General features: G+C 70.3%; 13 protein-coding genes. 2 read left to right on the top strand and 11 right to left on the bottom strand.

Annotation, left to right across the window (positions count from 1 at the left end):
- Position 1: 1 nt before the first annotated feature.
- Positions 2-976 carry an ABC transporter permease gene (locus ABGB05_RS23640; protein ID WP_347655654.1) on the bottom strand — a complete coding sequence of 325 codons (975 nt, stop codon included), beginning with the start codon at positions 974-976 and terminating at the stop codon, positions 2-4.
- Between the two features lie 55 nt (positions 977-1,031).
- Positions 1,032-2,543 (bottom strand): sugar ABC transporter ATP-binding protein, encoded by a 1,512-nt coding sequence (locus tag ABGB05_RS23635; protein WP_347655653.1) that lies wholly within the window; start codon positions 2,541-2,543, stop codon positions 1,032-1,034.
- A gap of 520 nt (positions 2,544-3,063) precedes the next feature.
- On the opposite strand from ABGB05_RS23635, the gene ABGB05_RS23630 reads away from it, so the two are divergent.
- Complete coding sequence (locus ABGB05_RS23630) at positions 3,064-6,612, top strand: ThuA domain-containing protein (protein WP_347655652.1); 3,549 nt, start codon at positions 3,064-3,066, stop codon at positions 6,610-6,612.
- Positions 6,613-6,695: 83 nt separating this feature from the next.
- Here the strand turns inward: ABGB05_RS23630 and ABGB05_RS23625 are convergent, their stop codons facing one another.
- The 8 genes from ABGB05_RS23625 to ABGB05_RS23590 form a co-directional block, all read right to left on the bottom strand.
- The gene (locus ABGB05_RS23625) at positions 6,696-7,685 is read right to left on the bottom strand and encodes an aldo/keto reductase (RefSeq protein ID WP_347655651.1); all 990 of its coding nucleotides are present in this window, start codon (positions 7,683-7,685) and stop codon (positions 6,696-6,698) included.
- The gene (locus ABGB05_RS23620) at positions 7,679-8,557 is read right to left on the bottom strand and encodes an amidohydrolase family protein (protein ID WP_347655650.1); all 879 of its coding nucleotides are present in this window, start codon (positions 8,555-8,557) and stop codon (positions 7,679-7,681) included. Before ABGB05_RS23620 ends, ABGB05_RS23625 begins: the two co-directional genes overlap by 7 nt.
- Positions 8,554-9,315 (bottom strand): SDR family oxidoreductase, encoded by a 762-nt coding sequence (locus ABGB05_RS23615; protein ID WP_347655649.1) that lies wholly within the window; start codon positions 9,313-9,315, stop codon positions 8,554-8,556. The genes ABGB05_RS23620 and ABGB05_RS23615 overlap by 4 nt, the downstream gene beginning before the upstream one ends.
- Positions 9,312-10,337 carry an alcohol dehydrogenase catalytic domain-containing protein gene (locus ABGB05_RS23610; protein ID WP_347655648.1) on the bottom strand — a complete coding sequence of 342 codons (1,026 nt, stop codon included), beginning with the start codon at positions 10,335-10,337 and terminating at the stop codon, positions 9,312-9,314. Before ABGB05_RS23610 ends, ABGB05_RS23615 begins: the two co-directional genes overlap by 4 nt.
- Positions 10,338-10,452: 115 nt before the next feature.
- A complete protein-coding gene (locus ABGB05_RS23605; RefSeq protein WP_347655647.1) occupies positions 10,453-11,676 on the bottom strand; it encodes a mandelate racemase/muconate lactonizing enzyme family protein in 1,224 nt (407 codons plus the stop codon).
- Between the two features lies 1 nt (position 11,677).
- Complete coding sequence (locus tag ABGB05_RS23600; protein ID WP_347655646.1) at positions 11,678-12,505, bottom strand: carbohydrate ABC transporter permease; 828 nt, start codon at positions 12,503-12,505, stop codon at positions 11,678-11,680.
- Positions 12,505-13,332, bottom strand: a complete 828-nt coding sequence (locus tag ABGB05_RS23595) for a sugar ABC transporter permease (protein ID WP_347655645.1) — start codon at positions 13,330-13,332, stop codon at positions 12,505-12,507. The genes ABGB05_RS23600 and ABGB05_RS23595 overlap by 1 nt, the downstream gene beginning before the upstream one ends.
- 151 nt (positions 13,333-13,483) lie before the next feature.
- Positions 13,484-14,749, bottom strand: coding sequence for an extracellular solute-binding protein (locus ABGB05_RS23590; protein WP_347655644.1), 1,266 nt, complete (start codon positions 14,747-14,749; stop codon positions 13,484-13,486).
- A 157-nt stretch (positions 14,750-14,906) separates the two neighbouring features.
- Here ABGB05_RS23590 and ABGB05_RS23585 point away from each other — a divergent pair, with 157 nt between their 5' ends.
- Positions 14,907-15,677 (top strand): FadR/GntR family transcriptional regulator, encoded by a 771-nt coding sequence (locus ABGB05_RS23585; RefSeq protein WP_347655643.1) that lies wholly within the window; start codon positions 14,907-14,909, stop codon positions 15,675-15,677.
- Positions 15,678-15,758: 81 nt separating this feature from the next.
- Here the strand turns inward: ABGB05_RS23585 and ABGB05_RS23580 are convergent, their stop codons facing one another.
- Complete coding sequence (locus ABGB05_RS23580) at positions 15,759-17,147, bottom strand: RICIN domain-containing protein (protein ID WP_347655642.1); 1,389 nt, start codon at positions 17,145-17,147, stop codon at positions 15,759-15,761.
- Positions 17,148-17,504 lie beyond the last annotated feature (357 nt).

Below are 17,504 nucleotides of genomic sequence, written 5' to 3'. Positions count from 1 at the left end.
GCTAACCGTCCGCCTTCCGCAGGGCCCGACGGGCGTAGACGGCGACCGCGGCGATGATGATGGCGCCGCGGATCACCTGCTTGAAGAAGGCGTCGACCTCGAGCTGGTTGAAGATGGCGTCGATGCTGGCGAGCAGCAGCACCCCGCCGACGGTGCCGACGACACCGCCGCGTCCGCCGGCGAGGGCGGTGCCGCCGATCACCACCGCGGCGATCGACTCGAGGTCGTAGAGCCCCTCGGTGCCGACCCGGGGCGCGCCGGAGCCGAGCCGGCTGGCGAGGTAGATCCCGGCGAGCCCGGCGCAGAGCGCGCAGAGCACGTGGGCGGTGACGAGGACCCGGTGGTTGCGTACGCCGGACAGCCGGGCGACTTCCGGGTCACCGCCGACGGCGACCAGGTGGTGGCCGAACCGGGTCCGGGAGAGCACGAACCAGGCCGCTGCGGTGACGGCGACCAGCAGGAGGAAGGACAGCGGTACCGGGCCGACCCGCTGATAGCCGAGGGTCTGCACGAGGGAGCGGGCGGTACTGCCGGCGGGTCCGTCGTACCCGTTGTCGAGGTAGCCCTTGATCAGCAGCCCGACGCCGAGGGTCGCGATGAACGCGTTGATCCGCAGCGTGGTGACGAGCAGTCCGTTGAGCAGCCCGATACCGGCGCTCACGGCGAGTGCCAGGCCGACCGCCGGCAGCAGTGCGGTGTCGCGGCCGTCCATCGTCTCGGCCGCGACGAGGGTGCTGAGGCTGACCACGTACGCCACGGAGAGGTCGAGTGAGCCGCCGAGGATGACCAGGGTCTGGCCCACCGCGACGAGCCCGAGACCGGCGGCGACGTGCAGCAGGCTCACTGTCGTCGACTGGTTGAACAGTTGGCCGCCGTCGATCGCCACGACAAGCCAGCCGATGGCGAGGACGAGCGCCAGGGCCACGAACACGCCCGGTACGGGCCGCCGGGCCGGCCGGAGCGGAAGACCGCTCACCGGACAGCCTCCGTTCGCGACTGCGGGGCTCGCAAACCCGGCTCACTCCTCGCGCTCACGCGGCCACCTCGGGAATGGCCCCGACCGCGAGCGCGACGACGTCCTCCTCGGAGGCACCGGCCGGCAACTCGCCAGCGATCCGGCCGTCCCGCATCACGACGATCCGGTCGCTCATTCCGAGCAGCTCAGGCAGGTCGGACGAGATCATCAGGACCGCGGCCCCGTCGCGGGCGAGCCGCCGGACGAGGTCGTGGATGGCCGACTTCGCGCCGACGTCGATGCCCCGGGTCGGCTCGTCGAAAAGCAGGATCCGGGGGTTGAGCGCGAGCCACCGGGCCAGCACGACCTTCTGCTGGTTGCCGCCGGACAGGAAGCGGATCTCCTGGTCGTCGTCGACGGCGCGGACATCCACCGCGGCGAGCAACTCCCGCACGCGTACCGTCCGGGCGGTGCGGCCGGACCGGGCCGCGAAGACGGCCCGGCTGGCGAGCAGCGCGTTGTCGAGTACGGACTGCCGGCCGACGATGCCCTCGGCCTTGCGGTCCTCGGTGACGTACGCGACGCCGGCCCGCATCGCCTCGCGTGCCGAGCGCAGCCGGACCGGGGTGCCGTCGACCGTGACCTCGCCGGTCGTGAACGGGGCCACCCCGAAGATCGCACGGGCCAGCGCCGACCGCCCGGCCCCCTGGAGGCCGCCGACGCCGAGCACCTCGCCCGCCCGCAACTCCAGGTCGACATCGCGCAGTTTCCGGTTTCCGCCGCCACGGACGGTGAGCCGGACCGGACCTCGCTCGTCGGTACCGGCCCGGTCCGGGTAGTAGCTGGACAGCTCCCGGCCGACCATGTGCCGGACCAGTTCGTCAGCGGTGGTTTCCGCGGTGTGCACGGTGGTCACCCGACGACCGTCCTTCAGGACGGTGATCCGGTCCGACAGGTCGAAGACCTCGGCGAGCCGGTGCGAGACGTACAGCAGGCCGATGCCCCGTTCCTGGAGCCGGCGTACCAGCCCGTACAACAACTCGACCTCGTGGTCGGCCAGCGAGGCGGTGGGCTCGTCCATGATGAGCAGTCGTGCGTCGAGGGCGAGGGCCTTGGCGATCTCGACGACCTGTTGCTGCGCGACGCCGAGACGGCCCACCCGGCTGTCGGCCGACAGCGTCGTTTCTCCGACCGAGGCGAGCAGTTCCGCGGTGCGGCGGAGCATCTCCCGACGGTCGACCAGACCGCGACGCACCGGCTCGTGGCCCAGGAACACGTTCTCCGCGACGGTGCGCTCCGGCAGCAGGTTGAACTCCTGGTGGATGATGCCGATGCCGGCCCGCTGCGCGTCGCGCGGTCCGCGGAACGTCCACGGTTCACCGGCGAACTCGATACTGCCCTCGTCCGGGGCGTGCCCCCCCGAGACGATCTTCATGAGGGTGGACTTCCCGGCGCCGTTCTCACCGACGACGGCATGCACCTCGCCTGGCCGGACCTCGAGGTCGACACCGGCGAGGACACGTACCCCGAGGAACGACTTGCCGATCCCCCGCAGGACGAGCAGCGGCGACGGCCGTGGATCTGACATCACAAAGGCCCTTACGGATAGTAGTGAACAGGGTGGTACGCCCGCCGCCCGCCGAGGCATTTCGTTCGCTGGAGGAGGAACTTTCGGTGGCGGCGGGGAGGCTTTTGTTCTTACGGTGCAAACACTCGCTTGACACGAGCGAAACATCACACGTATGAAGATAGATGTTTGGATGCGGCTCCGCAATCCTCGACCTGAGGCGGCCGCCGGGCCCACCCCTCGAGCGGCAGCGGCGCCGACCCGACGGGCCAGACACGGCCGCCCCCACCTCGGGACAACGTGGCACGCGACGCACGGACATCGACGGTCGTTGACGTGGAACGCATCCGGACAGCTTGCAGACACGGGACGGGCACCCAGCGCCCGTCACGCTGTGTGACTTCATGCGGGGCTGACTGCCGTTGCGGCGAACGGCACGACGACCGGCCGGCACACTCGTGCCCCCACGCGTGCCAGGCACCACCTGACGCGCCGCCGGGCCCGTGGCCGCTATCCCGTTGCCCCCGAACTAGGAGACGGCATGCGTCGCAAAACCCTGATCATCGGCGTGCTCGCCGGCCTGTTACTGTCCCTCGCGCTCGCGCCCCCGGCGTCGGCCGCCCCCGTCTTCCGCGCCCTGCTCTTCACCAAGACCACCGGTTACCGGCACGACTCGATTCCCGCCGGGGTCTCGATGTTCCAGCAGCAGGCCGCGGCGAACAACTTCGAACTGGTACACACCGAGGACTCGAACGTCTTCACCCCGGCCAACCTCGCGACCTTCGACGTCCTCATCATGTTCCAGACCTCGGGCATGGTCTGGACTTCGGCCGCCCAACGCCAGGCGGTGGAGGGATTCCTCGCCAGCGGCAAGGGCATCGTGGCGGTCCACAACGCCACGGACATGGGCATCGAGGGCGAGTACCCGTGGTGGGACCAGACCGTGAACGCCGGTGCCCACATGCCGGAGCACTCCCCCGGCGTGCTGCCCGGCACCGCCATCGTCGCCGACAAGAAGCATCCCTCGACGGCCAGCCTCCCGGACCGCTGGAACCGCAGCGAGGAGTGGTACAACTTCGACCGCAACCCGCGCGGTGACGTCCACGTCCTGGTCACCGCCGACGAACGCACCTACAACCCCGGCTCCCGGGCGATGGGACCGGACCACCCGATCTCCTGGTGCCGCAACGTCAGCGGCGGCCGGGTGTGGGCCACCGCGATGGGGCACGCCATCGAGTCCTACAGCGAGACGAACTTCCGCAACCACGTCCTCGGCGGCGTCAAGTGGGCCGCCGGCAACGAACCGGGCGACTGTGGCGGCACCGTCTGGGGCAACTTCGAGAAGCGTGCCCTCGACGACAACACCGTCGACCCGATGGCGCTGGCGGTGGCACCCGACGGGCGGGTGCTCTACGTCCAGCGGGCCGGGCAGCTGAAGATCTTCAAGCCGTCGACCAACACCACCGTCACCGCCGGCACGCTGAGCGTCTACACCGGCGGCGAGGACGGCCTCACCGGGTTGGCGCTCGACCCGAACTTCGCCAGCAACGGATACGTGTACCTCTACCACTCCCCGGCGAGCAGCGCCACCGACGTGAACCGGGTCTCCCGCTTCACGCTGACCGGCGACACGCTGAACATGTCCAGCCAGGTCACGATCATCGACATTCCCGGGTACCGCGACCGTACGTTCCCCGAGCCCGGACACACCGGTGGCTACATCGAGTTCGGCCCGGACGGGAACCTCTACATCGGCACCGGCGACGACACGCCGCCGAACCTCGACCCCAACTGGCAGGGCTACGCCCCGCTCGACTGGCGGCCGGGAAAGGCCAACCTGGACGCCGCCCGCACCGCCGGCAACACCAACGACCTGCGGGGAAAGCTGCTGCGCATCCGGCCCTCGGCCAGCGGCGGCTACACCGTTCCGACGGGTAACCTCTACCCGCAGGGCACGGCCCAGACCCGGCCGGAGATCTACGCGATGGGCTTCCGCAACCCGTTCCGGTTCTCCATCGACCCGGCGAACGGCTGGGTCTACCTGGCCGACTACGGGCCCGACCGGAACCCCCCGACCACCAACCGGGGCCCGGAAGGGCTCGTCGAACTCAACGTGATCAAGTCGGCCGGCAACTACGGCTGGCCGTTCTGCCACGGCGACAACCAGCCCTACGCCCCGTACAATCCGGACACCGGTGTGGTCGGCACGAAGTTCAACTGCGCCGCACCGGTCAACAACTCGCCCAACAACACCGGTCTGACCAGCCTGCGGCCGGTCGTCGCACCCCAGATCTGGTACGGCTACGGCACCTCGCCGAACTTCCCGGAACTCGGCTCCGGCGGCTCGGCCCCGATGGGTGGACCGGTCTACCGGTACGACCCGGCGAACCCGTCGGCCACGAAGTTCCCGCCGTACTACGACGGTGTGCACTTCTTCTACGAGTGGGCCCGCAACTACGTCAAGGAGGTCCACTTCGACCCGGCGACGACGGTGACCCGTACCAACCCGTTCCTGCCGGCCGGCAACTTCAACAAGCCGATGGACATGGAGTTCGGCAGGGACGGCTCGCTCTACCTGCTGGAGTGGGGCACCAACTTCGGTGGCGGGAACAGCGACTCCGGGCTCTACCGGATCGACTACATCCAGGGTGGGCGGTCGCCGATCGCCAAGGCGACCGGTACGCCCACGAACGGCAACGCCCCGCTCACCGTCCAGTTCAGCAGTGCCGGCACCGCCGACCCCGATCCCGGTGACACGCTCAGCTACCAGTGGACCTTCGGCGACGGCACCACCTCGACGGCGGCCAACCCGTCGAAGGTGTACACCACCAACGGCAACTACACGGCCCAGCTGAAGGTCACCGACAGCAGCGGAAAGACCGGCTTCTCCAACGTCCAGATCACCGTCGGCAACACCGCTCCGGTGGTCACCATCACCACCCCGGCCAACGGCGGCATGCTGACCTTCGGTGACCGGGTGTCGTACCAGATCAGTGTCACAGATCCGGACGGCGGTACGATCGACTGCAGCAGGGTGGTGCTGAACCCGGCGCTCGGCCACGACGACCACGCACACGAGACCACCGACTACCCCGGCTGCTCCGGCACGATCTCCACCGACCTGCTCGGCGGACACCCCGACGGCGCCAACCTGTTCTACGTGCTGAACGCGCACTACACCGACAACGGCGGCGCCGGCGGAGCGGCCCCGCTCACCGGCCGCGCACAGGCGATCCTCCAGCCCAAGCACAAGCAGGCCGAGTACCACACCAGCCAGTCCGGCACCCGAATCGTCGACCAGGCCGGCGCGGAGAGCGGCAAACGCGTCGGAGACATCTCCAACAACGACTGGATCGCCTTCACCCCGATGAGCCTGTCGGGCATCACCACCGTCAGCTACCGGCTGTCGTCGCCGTCCGGTGGCGGCTCGATCGAACTCCGTGCCGGCTCGCCGACCGGGACGCTGCTGGCCACCACCCCGGTGCCGAGCACCGGCGGCTGGGACAACTACCAGTCCACGCCACCGGTGAACGTCTCCGCCCTGTCCGGAACCCAGACGCTCTACCTGGTGTTCAAGGGCAGCGCGAACAACTGGTTCGACCTCGACTCGCACACCTTCGGCGGTAACGGCGTCGGGGTACCGAGCAGCGGCGGCGGCGTGGCGGGCCGGACCTGGACGCTCACCGCGCAGCACAGTGGCAAGCTGATGGACGTCAGCGGCGTCTCCACCGCCGACGGCGCACAGATCCACCAGTGGGCGGCCACCGGGGGCAACAACCAGAAGTGGCAGGCTGTCGACGCCGGTGGTGGTGCGGTCTATCTGAAGGCGGTGCACAGCGGCAAGTGCGTCGAGGTGATCGGCGCCTCCACCGCGCCGGGCGCCTTCCTCCAGCAGGCCACCTGTAACAACAGCAACCAGCAGAAGTTCACCGCCACCCCGACCGGAACCTCCGGGGTGTACACGGTGAAGAGTGTGGTGAGCGGACACTGCGTGGACGTCAACGGCGCCGCCACCACCGACGGGGCCCGACTGCTGCAGTGGAACTGCCACACCGGCACCAACCAGCAGTGGCGGTTCACCGCGGCCTGACCCGGCCCGACAGCCAGTGACGTCCCGGTCGGGACCGGCCTCCGGAGCGACCGGAGCGGTTCCGACCGGGACGTCGGCCGACCCTAGCCGGGCTGCGGGGCGGTGAGCAGACCGTCCGCCGTCAACGCGTCCCAGAGTTCGTCCGGCACGGGGGCGGCGAAGCGCCGTACCGCCTCGGCCGCCTGCCCTCCGTCGCGTACCCCGACGACCGTCGAGACCACGGCCGGGTGCCGGCGGACGAAGGCGAGCGCCGCCTGCGGCAGGGTGACGCCGTACGTCTCGCAGACCGCGGCGATCCGGCGGGCCCGCTCGACCAGCTCCGCCGGGGCCTGCCGGTAGTCGTAGCGTGCCCCGGTCGGTGGCCGGTCCCGGGACAGCAGCCCCGAGTTGTAGACGCCGGCGACCACCACGCCCACCCGGCGGTCCACCGCGGCGGGCAGCAGGTCACCGGCGGCGCCCTGCTCCAGCAGGGTGTAGCGCCCCGCGCACATCACCACGTCGACGTCGGTCTCGCGGACGAACCTGGCCAGCATCGCCGAGGAGTTCATGCCGGCCCCGACCGCCCGGACGACGCCCTGGTCCCGCAGGTCGACCAGGGCGGGTACGGCCTCGGTCGCGGCCTGTTCCCAGTGGTCGTCGGGGTCGTGCAGGTAGACGACGTCGATCCGGTCCAGGCCGGTGCGTTCCAGGCTCGCCTCGATCGAGCGCCGGACCCCGTCACGACTGAAGTCCCAGACCCGTCGGTGGCTCGCCGGGACGTCGAACCCCTCCGGGTCACGCCGGTGTGCGTCCTCCGGCGTGGGTACGAGCAGCCGACCGACCTTCGTCGACACCACGTACTCGTCGCGTGGCCGGCCCCGCAGCGCAGCGCCGAGCCGGCGCTCGGACAACCCGAGTCCGTAGTGCGGTGCGGTGTCGTAGTACCGGACGCCCGCCTCCCAGGCGGTGTCGACCGCGCTGGCGAACTCCTCGTCGGTGGTCACCCGGTACAGGTTGCCGCCCTGGGAGGCACCGAACCCCAGCTCGGTCAGGCGTACCGCCGGGCGGCGCGGCGGCGCGGCGGACCTCACCACGCCCCCGACCGGTAGACGCGCCGTGCCGTCTCCGCCCAGACCAGCTCCCGCTCGACCGCACCGAGGTCGCCCAGCGTCTCCGCCAGGGCGTCGACCCAGCGCTGGTACGAGCTGGCGAGCAGGCACACCGGCCAGTCGGAGCCGAACATCAGCCGGTCCGGCCCGAACGCGTCGAGCGCGGTGGCGACCGCCGGCCGCAGGTCCTCCGGCGTCCAGTGCGTCCGTCGTACCTCGGTCACCAGGCCGGAGAGTTTCGCGGTCGTGTTCGGCGAGGCCGCCAGGGCCCGCAGGTCCCGGGCCCAGTCCACCGGATCCGCCCCGCCCAGGGTCGGCTTGCCCAGGTGGTCGAGGACGAACCGTACCTCGGGCAGGTCGTGTGCCAGGCGGGTCGCCATGGCCAGTTGGTGCTCGCGGACCAGCAGGTCGAAGACCAGGCCGGCGGCGCCCACCGCGGCGATCCCCCGACGGACGTCCGAACGGTCCAGGTACGCCGGGTCGGTCTCGGCCTGGACGAGGTGGCGGATGCCGACCAGCCGGTCCCCGCCCCGGGCCGCCCGCAGCCGGTCGAGCTGGTCGGCGACGTCGGCGGCGGTCAGGTCCACCCAGCCGACGACCCCCCGGACGAGGGTGCTGTCCGCCGCGACGCCCAGCAGCTCCACCGTCTCCGCCACCGAGGCGATGGACTGCACGACGACGGTCCCGGTGACCCCGGCGGTACGGGCCAGCGGGGCGAGGTCGACGACCTCGAAGTCGCGGGAGATGGCCGCCATGGTCGACGGGTCGATCCAGGGCTGCGGATGGCGGGCCCGGACCCAGAGGTGGTGGTGCGCGTCGACGATGCCCGGGCCTGCCGGGTTCTGACCGCCGGTCATCGGCCCAGCCATCCGCCGTCGACGGGCAGCACGATCCCGTTGACATAGTCCGACGCGGCCGAGGCCAGGAACACCGTGGCGCCGCCGAGGTCGTCGGCGTCGCCCCACCGGCCCGCCGGGATCCGGGCGAGGATGGCCCGGTCACGCTCGGGGTCGTCGCGCAGGGCCCGGGTGTTGTCGGTGGCGATGTAACCGGGCGCAATGGCGTTGACGTTCACCCCGAGGGGCGCCCATTCGTTCGCCAGCGCCCTGGTCAGCCCGGCCACGCCGGACTTCGACGCGGCATAGCCGGGTACGGTGATACCGCCCTGGAAACTCAGCAGCGACGCGGTAAAAATGATCTTTCCCCGGCCCCGCTCCACCATGCTCCGGCCGATCTCCCGGCTCAGCACGAACTGGCTGCTCAGATTCACCTCGATGACGTGGTCCCACATCTCGTCAGGATGCTCGGCAGCCGGCGTACGGGCGATCGTGCCGCCGTTGTTCACCAGGATGTCGATCGGCCCGAGCGCGACGAGGTCCCGGGCCAACCGGTGCACGGCCGCCCGGTCGGCGAGGTCGGCCCGCAGCGCGGTGAACCGGCGGCCGGCCGCCCGTACCCGGCGTTCCACCTCGCTCCCGTCCGGTTCCAGCTGGGCGGAGACGCCGACGACGTCGGCGCCGGCCAGGGCCAGTGCCTCGGCCATGGCCAGGCCGATGCCACGCCGGGCGCCGGTCACCACGGCGGTCCGTCCGGACAGGTCGAACAGGGCGGTCACCGGTTCTCCTCCCGCCAGTCGAGCAGCACCTTCAGCACGCCGCCGCCCTCCAGTGCCTCGAACGCGGCGGTCACCGCCTCGACCGACTCGACCCGGGAGATGACCTGCGCCGCCGGGATCACGCCGGAGGCGACCAACCGGATCGCCTCGGCCATGTCGTCCCGTTGGTACAGTCGCGCGCCGAGCAGCTCCAGTTCGCGCCAGAAGAACCGGTGCAGGTTGACCTCCCTGGGCCGGGGGTGGATCGCCACCATCACCAGCCGGCCGCGGGTGGTCAGGACGTCGACCGCCGTGCCGACCCCGGCGGCGGAGCCGGAGACCTCGAAGGCGATGTCGGCGCCGGCGCCGGCGGTGCGGTCGTTCACCAGTGCCACGACGTCGGTCGCCCCCGGGTCGACCGCCTCGATCCCCATCCCGTCCGCGGCGGCGCGCCGGAACGGGTCCGGCTCGACGAGCAGCACCCGGGCACCACGATTCCGCGCGACGATGGCGATCAGGACCCCGACCGGCCCACCACCGACCACGACGACCTGGTCGTCGGCGGTCACGTTTCCGCGCCGCACGTCATGCACCGCGACCGCGACCGGTTCGACGAGCGCCGCGTGGTCGAGCGGCAGCTGCTCGGGCAGTGGCAGCACCAGGTCCGCCGGGACGTTCCACGAGGACTGCATGGCGCCCGGCGAGTCGATGCCGAGGAAGTTCATGGCGTGGCAGATGTGGGAGTTCCCCCGTCGGCAGGCGGCACACCGTCCACACGGCCTGGTCGGCATCACGGTGACGGGCTGACCGACAGACCAGCCGCTCGTCTCCTCCCCCACGGCCGCGATCCGACCCGACATCTCGTGTCCGATGATCGCCGAGGCGCCGACCCGGGCGTCCATGTCCCCGTGGTAGATGTGCAGGTCGGTGCCGCAGATCCCGGTGTAGGCCACGGCGATCCGCACCTGACCGGGCCCCGGCTGTTCCGGGTCGCGTTCCTCGACGCCGAGGTGACGGGCACCCCGGTAGACCACTGCCTTCATCGATCCTCCGTCCGGACGGCCGGTACGGGCGACGTACCGGCCGGGCATGGTCGTGGGGACACCACCGTGGTGGTGCACCCACGGGTTCTTCTGTCGCACCCGCGCGGCGGCCGGGTCAGTGGCGCACGGTGGGTGACACGTCGTTGTGGGCGTGCAACGGCGCGCCGCCGAGGCGCCGGACCGGGGTGAGCCCGTCGACACCGGCCAGCAGCCGCCGGCCGGCTCGCTCCGGTCGGACGTGGGGGCCCTCGGACGTCTGCGGCTCCGGGCCCCGGGCGGCAGCCCGGACCCGCTCCTCGTCGACCCGGACGCCCAGGCCGGGTGAGTCACCGAGGACGAAGGCACCGTCCTCGACGTGCAGGTCGATGGTGACGCCGACCGGTGGCGCCAGGTCCTGCAACTCGCTGGTCAGGTGGTTGGGCACCGACGTCGCGGCGTGCAGCAGCCCGATCGGGCTGTTGCCGATCGGGCTGACCGGCAGGTCGTGGGCGTGCGCCAGGGCGGACGCCCGCAGGAAGTGGGTGACTCCCCAGACGGCGGCCGTCTGCACGATGTCGACCGCCCCGGCGGCGATCAGCGGACGGTACTGCTCGAGCCCGGTGAGGTTCTCCCCGGTGGCGACCGACGCGCGGATCCCACGACCGACGGCGGCGAGCCCCTCGGCGTCCCAGCGCCGGACCGGCTCCTCGATCCAGATGAGGTCGAGGGTGCGTTCGAGTTCGCAAACGTGCCGGACGGCCTGCTTACGGCTCCACGCCTCGTTGACGTCGAGCATCAGACCGGGCCGCAGGCCGTGCCCGGCCTCGGTCAGCACTTCCGCCACCAGGCCGAGGCGGTGCCGGTCGCGCTCGATGTCGAGGCCGCCCTTGAGCTTGGCCGCCCGCAGTCCGTACCCGGCGTAGACCTGGTACGCCGAAACGAGTTCGTCGTCGGTCAGCCCGATGTCCAGGCCGGACGCGTAGGCGGGAACCCGCCGGTCACGTCCGCCCAGCAGCCGCCACAGCGGCTCGCCGGCCACCTGTGCCTTGATGTCCCACAGGGCGGTGTCGAGCGCACCGATGGTGCCGAACACCGGGCCTGCGTGGCCCGCCTTGAAGGTGTGCCGCAGCATGCGGTCGTAGAGGGTCGTCACGGCGCGGGGATCCTCGCCCTCGATGGCCGCGAAGATCCGTTCGATCTCCACATCCGGTCCGAGACCGACCCCCGAGATGCCCTCGTCGGTTTCCACGATGACGATCGACACCGGGACCACCCCGTCGGGGATGACGCCGTTGGCGTCGCCCACGGGCCGTCCCCACTCCTGGATCGTGGTGAGTGTCCGATATCCGGTGATCCGCATGTCAGCCCTTCGTAGAACCGGCGGCGACGCCGTCGGCGATCTGCCGCTGGAGGAACAGGTACACCACCAGGACGGGAACCGCGGCGATCAGAACCCCGGAAGCGAAGGTGGGGATGTCGTCGGAGTACTGCCCGCGTAGCGAGGTGACGCCGACCATCAGGGTCCGGTGATCGGCCGAGGGCATCATCACCAGCGACATCAGGACGTCGTTCCAGCAGAACAGGGCGTTGAGGATGCCGACCGACAGCAGCGCCGGAGTACCCAGTGGCAGCATGATCCGGCGGTACACGCCGTACACGCTGTTGCCGTCGATCCGGGCCGCGTCGATGATCTCCGGCGGGATGCCCCGGTAGTAACTCGTCATCAGGAAGACGGTGAAGGGCAGGAACTGCGCCACGTAGACGAGGACCAGTCCGGGGTACGTGTCGATGAGGCCGCTGTCCGCCATGATCCGGGCGAGCGGCACCATGATCACCTGGAACGGCACGAACAGTCCCGCGAGGCAGCCCAGGAAGAGCGCCCTCGAACCACGGAACCGCAACTGGCTCAGGGCGAAGCCGGCCATCGAGCCGAACAGCAGCAGGAGGACCACCGACGACGTCACCACGAGCAGCGAGTTGACGAAGTACCGGCCCATGCCGACGCTGGTCCACGCCGTGCTGATGTTCTCCCAGCGCAGAGCGTCGGTCAGGGAGAACCGGTCGAGGATGTACCCACGCCGGGTCTTCATCGCGACGTTGACGGTAAACAGCAGGGGGTAGATCGTCGCCAGCGCGAGCAGCGCCATCGGGACGGCGACCATCCACCGGCCCAGACGGAGGCGGGACATCACGCCTCCCTTCCGGCCCGGCTGAGCAGCTTGATCTGCAGCAGCCCCACGACCAGCATGATCACGAAGAGGATCGTCGAGGCGGCCGAGGCGAGGGCCGGTCGGTTCATCTGTCCCTGCTGGATCCAGATGTAGTACTCCGGCAGGTACGTCGACCCCTCCGGGCCACCGCTGGTCATGACGTAGAGCAGGCCGAACATGGAGGTCAGCATTCCGATCATCGTGGTCACGAAGACGAACTGGATGGTGCGGGACAGGCCCGGAACGATCACGTGCCAGATGACCTGGGGTAACGACGCCCCGTCCATCCGTGCCGCGTCCAGGAGCGCGGCGTCCAGGGTCGCGAAGCCGGCGAGGAACACCACCAGCCCCATGCCGAACGTCGCCCAGACGTGCACGCCGACCACCATGAACATCGCGAGGTCCGGGTCTCCGAGCCAGTCGACGGGCGCGACACCGACCGCCCCGAGCAGGGAGTTGAGCGGACCGTCGAAGGCGAGCAGGAGGTTGAAGATCGCACCGACGATGACCGGGGAGAGCACGGCGGGGAAGAAGTAGACGCCGCGGTAGAGCCGGTGGCCGGGCACCCGGAGGTAGATGAACGTCGCGAGCAGCCCGGGAATCGCCACCGCCACCGGAAGCAGCAGTACCAGCAGTCCCACGTTGCCCAGCGCGGTCCGGAACAGCGGATCCCGGAACAGCTCCAGATAGTTGTCGAACCCGACCGCCACCCCGTTGCGGTCACCGTCGCCGGTGAAGGAGAAGTTGACTCCGAGCAGCAGTGGGTAGAGCCGCAGCAGCACGATGATCAGGCGGGGTGGCGCCACCTGGAGGTCGGGTGCGTAGCGCTGGGAGCGCGGGCCGCCGCCCCGCGGGGGGGGGGCCCGCCCCGGGGGGGGGGGGGCCCCGGCCGCCCGGTCGGTCCGCCGGGTCGGGGCCGGGCGGACCGACGGTTGTACGTTTCCGATCGGCACGTGTTCAGCCCGCCTGGTCGGAAGCGGCCAGCTGCTTCACCACCTCGTCGACGGTGATCGAGCCGCTGAGCAGTTGCTGGGAGAGCCGACCCATCAGGTCCAGGGTCTTGGACGAGAGCGCGACGTGCAGGGCGGGCTTGCCGCTCTTGATCTCGGAGACGATCGTGGCGACGGCCGGACCGCCCTGCGACACGTCGATCGTGGTGTCGGCGGCGATCGCGCCGGCGCCGGTGTAGAAGGCCTTCAGGGCCTCGGTCGAGGTCAGCGCCCGCACCAGGTCGGCGGCCACCGTCGGGTCCTTGGTCCACTTGGCGACCCCGTAGCCGATACCGCCGTCGTAGGCCAGGCTCGGCGTGGTTCCGGCGGTGACGACCGGGGCGTCCATGACGCCGAGCTTGTCGGCGGTCAGGAACTCGTTGAAGTCCTGCCAGTGCCCCACGTCCGACATCAGACCGATGACGTGGGCGGCCTTGGCGGACTGGAAGATCGCGAACCCGTCGTTGAACATCGCGGTCGAGTTGGCCCCGTCGTTGTTCAGACCCGCGTCGCCGGCCTCCTTCCAGAGCTGAAAGACCCGCTTGACGTTGGGCGAGCTCCAGTCGCGCTTCCCGGCGATCCAGTTGTCGTACTCCTGGGCGGTGAGGATGCCGGAGCCCAGGCCGGAGAGCCAGAACTGGATCCCGGCGCCCTCCTTGTTGCCGAGGGCGAAGCACTTGGCCCCGGCCTTGGCGATGGCGGCGCAGTTGGCGACGAACTCGGTCCAGGTGGCCGCCGGGCGCGCCGGGTCGAGTCCGGCCTTCTCGTAGAGCGCCTTGTTGTAGTAGATGGGGTGGCCCTGCAGCGTCACCGGGCCGGCGTAGGTCTTGCCGTCCTTGGTGAACGCGTCCCAGCCGGCCAGCCGCTGCCTGTCCTCGGCCACGTACTCGTCCAGCGGCACCAGCGCGTCGACCCGGTCCCGGATCTGGCCGCCGCCGTTGAACAGGATGACGTCCGGACCCTTGCCGGACTGGATCGCCGCACCGAGCAGCGTGTAGTACTGGTCGAAGGGCTGCGCGACGAACTCGACCGGCACATTCGGATGTTTCTTGGCGAAGTCCGCCTTCGCCTTCTCGATGTAGGGTGCGGCGGAAGCCTCGCCGGACTTCCAGTCCCACACCACCAGCTTGTCCGCGGACCCGCCCGGTGACGGGTCCGACCCTGTCGCACTCCCACAACCGGTCAGCGCCAGTCCCACAACGAGGACGGCGGACCACATTGCTCGCTGTTTCATCGTTGTCACCCTTTGAACGTGGGGGTAGCCGGTGGTCCGGCCGTCAGGCGTGATGAATACACGGAAACGTAACTCGTATGATGTCTCGCGTCAACGGTCCGCCGTACACTGACCAACAACACCGGGTCGCCAGCGCGGTGAGCCATCCGGAGGGGACATGACGCCATCGCAGGAGACCACCGTGAACGCCCCGGCACCGCCGGCGTGGACACGACGACCGGCCAACCTCGCCCGGGCGGTCACCGCCGAACTGGTGGAGCGCATCGTCCGCGGGACACATCCGTCCGGGACGGCGCTGCCACCCGAGCCGGTACTCTGCGAGACCTTCTCGGTGAGCCGGACCGTCGTCCGGGAAGCGGTGAAGATCCTTCAGGAGAAGGGGCTGGTGCAGGTCCGACAGGGTGCCGGCACCATGGTCACCTCCCCCTCGGCGTGGGACATGCTCGACGAACTCGTGCTCGCGGCCACCATCGCCGAGGACGACAGCCTCGCCATCCTGGACGACCTCGTCGCGACCCGACGGGTCCTGGAGTCCGACATGGCGAACGTCGCCGCCCGGCAGGCCGACCAGGAGACCATCGAACGGTTACACGCGCAGGTGAAGCGGATGGACGAGCTCGTCGACGACCATGTCGCGTACCACGAGCAGGATCGCGGCTTCCACGACATCATCATGCAGGCGTCCGGGAACCGGATCGCCCGCGGTGTGGTACGCGCGCTGGAGAGCCAGGTCGTCAACACCGCCCGGTACATGGGCCGGACCGAACGCGCGTTGTGCGTGGCCTCCAACCGCGGACACCGACGCATCTACGAACGCATCGCCGCCCACGACCCGGAGGGCGCCGCCGAGGCGATGTTCACCCACATCACCGAGGCCTGGCTCGTCCGCCGCAGCGGAACGGGCAGTCCCGACCGTCTCCAGCGGTGACACACCGACGGGCGGACCCGGTACGCGGCGCCTGCCGGCGCCCCTCTCACCGGGAATCCGCCCGTCGGTCTGCCGAACGGCTCAGGAGAACTGCGCGAAGAACCGCCAGATCTCACCCTTGGTCCACGTGGTGATGCCGCTTTCGGCGTACGTGCCGTCCACCGGGCCCGGCATGTGCCCGTTGTCGAACGCGGCCCACTGCACAGGATAGCCGGACCGGCACCCCGAGTAGGCGGTGGTGATGTGCGTCCGGCTGCCGGCACCAGGCTCCGGTGGGTTCTGTGCGGCGCAGCCGTTGTTCCGGACGAAGGTGTCCCGCAGCGACCGCCCCTGCGAGATGCTGAGGACGTTGTCGGAGATGCCGTGCAGCCCGAAGTACGCGATCGGCTGGCTACCGCCGCTGCACCCGCTGATCTGGGCTCCGGCGATCACCGCGACGGCCCGGAACACGCCGGCCCGGGCGCAGGCGAGGGCGTAGCTCATGCCGCCACCCCAGCTGAAGCCGAGAGCGAAGCGCTGTCTCGGGTTGACGCAGAGCGCGCTCTCGATCCGCTGAACCATGTCGTCGACGAACGTCACGTCCTCGCCGCCGGCATTGCCCCAACCGTTGCCGAGCCCTTGCGGCGCGACCAGGATCGCGCTGTTGTTGGACTGTTCCTGCTGGCCGTAGTAGGACCAGGCCGTCCCGCTGGTGCCGCCCGAGGAGATCTCCTGCATGGTGCCGCCCCGCCAGTGGAACGCGAAGATCAGCCGGTACGGGTTGGTGTTGTTGTAGTTGGTCGGCACCCGCAGGATGAACTGGCGGCTCTTGCCGTTGCTCTGGATCGTGTGCGTGCCGCTCGACAGCGTCGGGGCCTTGCCGCACCCGCTGCCACCGGTGGGCGGCGGGTCGCCGCCGCCGTCGACGCGGGCGAGTTGCCACTGCTGGTTCGCCCCGTTCCAGTCGGCGTACTGCACAACGTTGCCGCCGTCCGCCGTGGACGCGCCCTGCACCTCGACGACCTTGCCGCTGTGCCGGCTGATCAACCGGACGTGGCCCCCGTCGGAGTCGGCCAGCCGGAACTGCTGGTTCGTTCCGTTGAGATCAGACCACTGCACGACGGCGCCGCCGTCGGCCGTCGACCAGTTGTGCACGTCGAGGACCTTGCCCGAGTGCCGGGACTTCAGCCGGTAGAAGCCACCGCCCGAGTCGACGAACTGCCACTGCTGGTTGGCACCGTTGTGCCGGGTCCACTGGCTGATCCGCGCACCGTCGTTCGTGGCCGAGCCGTACACGTCCAGGGCCTTGCCACTGTTCCGGTTCACCAGGACGTACCAGGCATTGGTGTCCACTGTGGCCGCGGACGCGGGCGCGGCGTGTACCGCGACGAGCGTGCCGGCCGCGACGACCGCTGCCGCGGCGGCGGCCAGCCCTGATCGCCAGCGACGTCTCTGCGGAGAGGCGGGACGAACCTCACCGATGGTCTTCATGGTCCACTCCTTCGGTCGGGAGGGCACACGCGAGCAGGACGGACGCATGCGCCCGAGGGTGCCGCCGTCCGGTGGTGGCGTCGGCACGGTGGATGGTCCGGGACAGCGACGCGGCACCGCCCGACATCCGGCTGGGTCAACGGCCGGCGATCACAGCGGGTCCGCGCGAATTGCTGCGCTGCGTCGTCAGGGCTCCCGGCAGCCGGCTGACGCCGTGCCTGAAAGTTAGCGCTAACATCGTCATACGTCAAACGACTCACGTCTATGGCTCGCGGTACTCACGCACCGGGCACGAAGGGCAGCCACCGCGGCGATTCGGCCTGCGGCGACCTAGCCGTCGACGCGGGTCGCCGGGTC

The organism is Plantactinospora sp. B5E13, from assembly GCF_039871775.1.
Classification (GTDB): Bacteria; Actinomycetota; Actinomycetes; order Mycobacteriales; family Micromonosporaceae; genus Plantactinospora.
The sequence above is the reverse complement of the archived record's forward strand: the minus strand, read 5'-3'. Positions and strand labels throughout refer to the sequence as shown.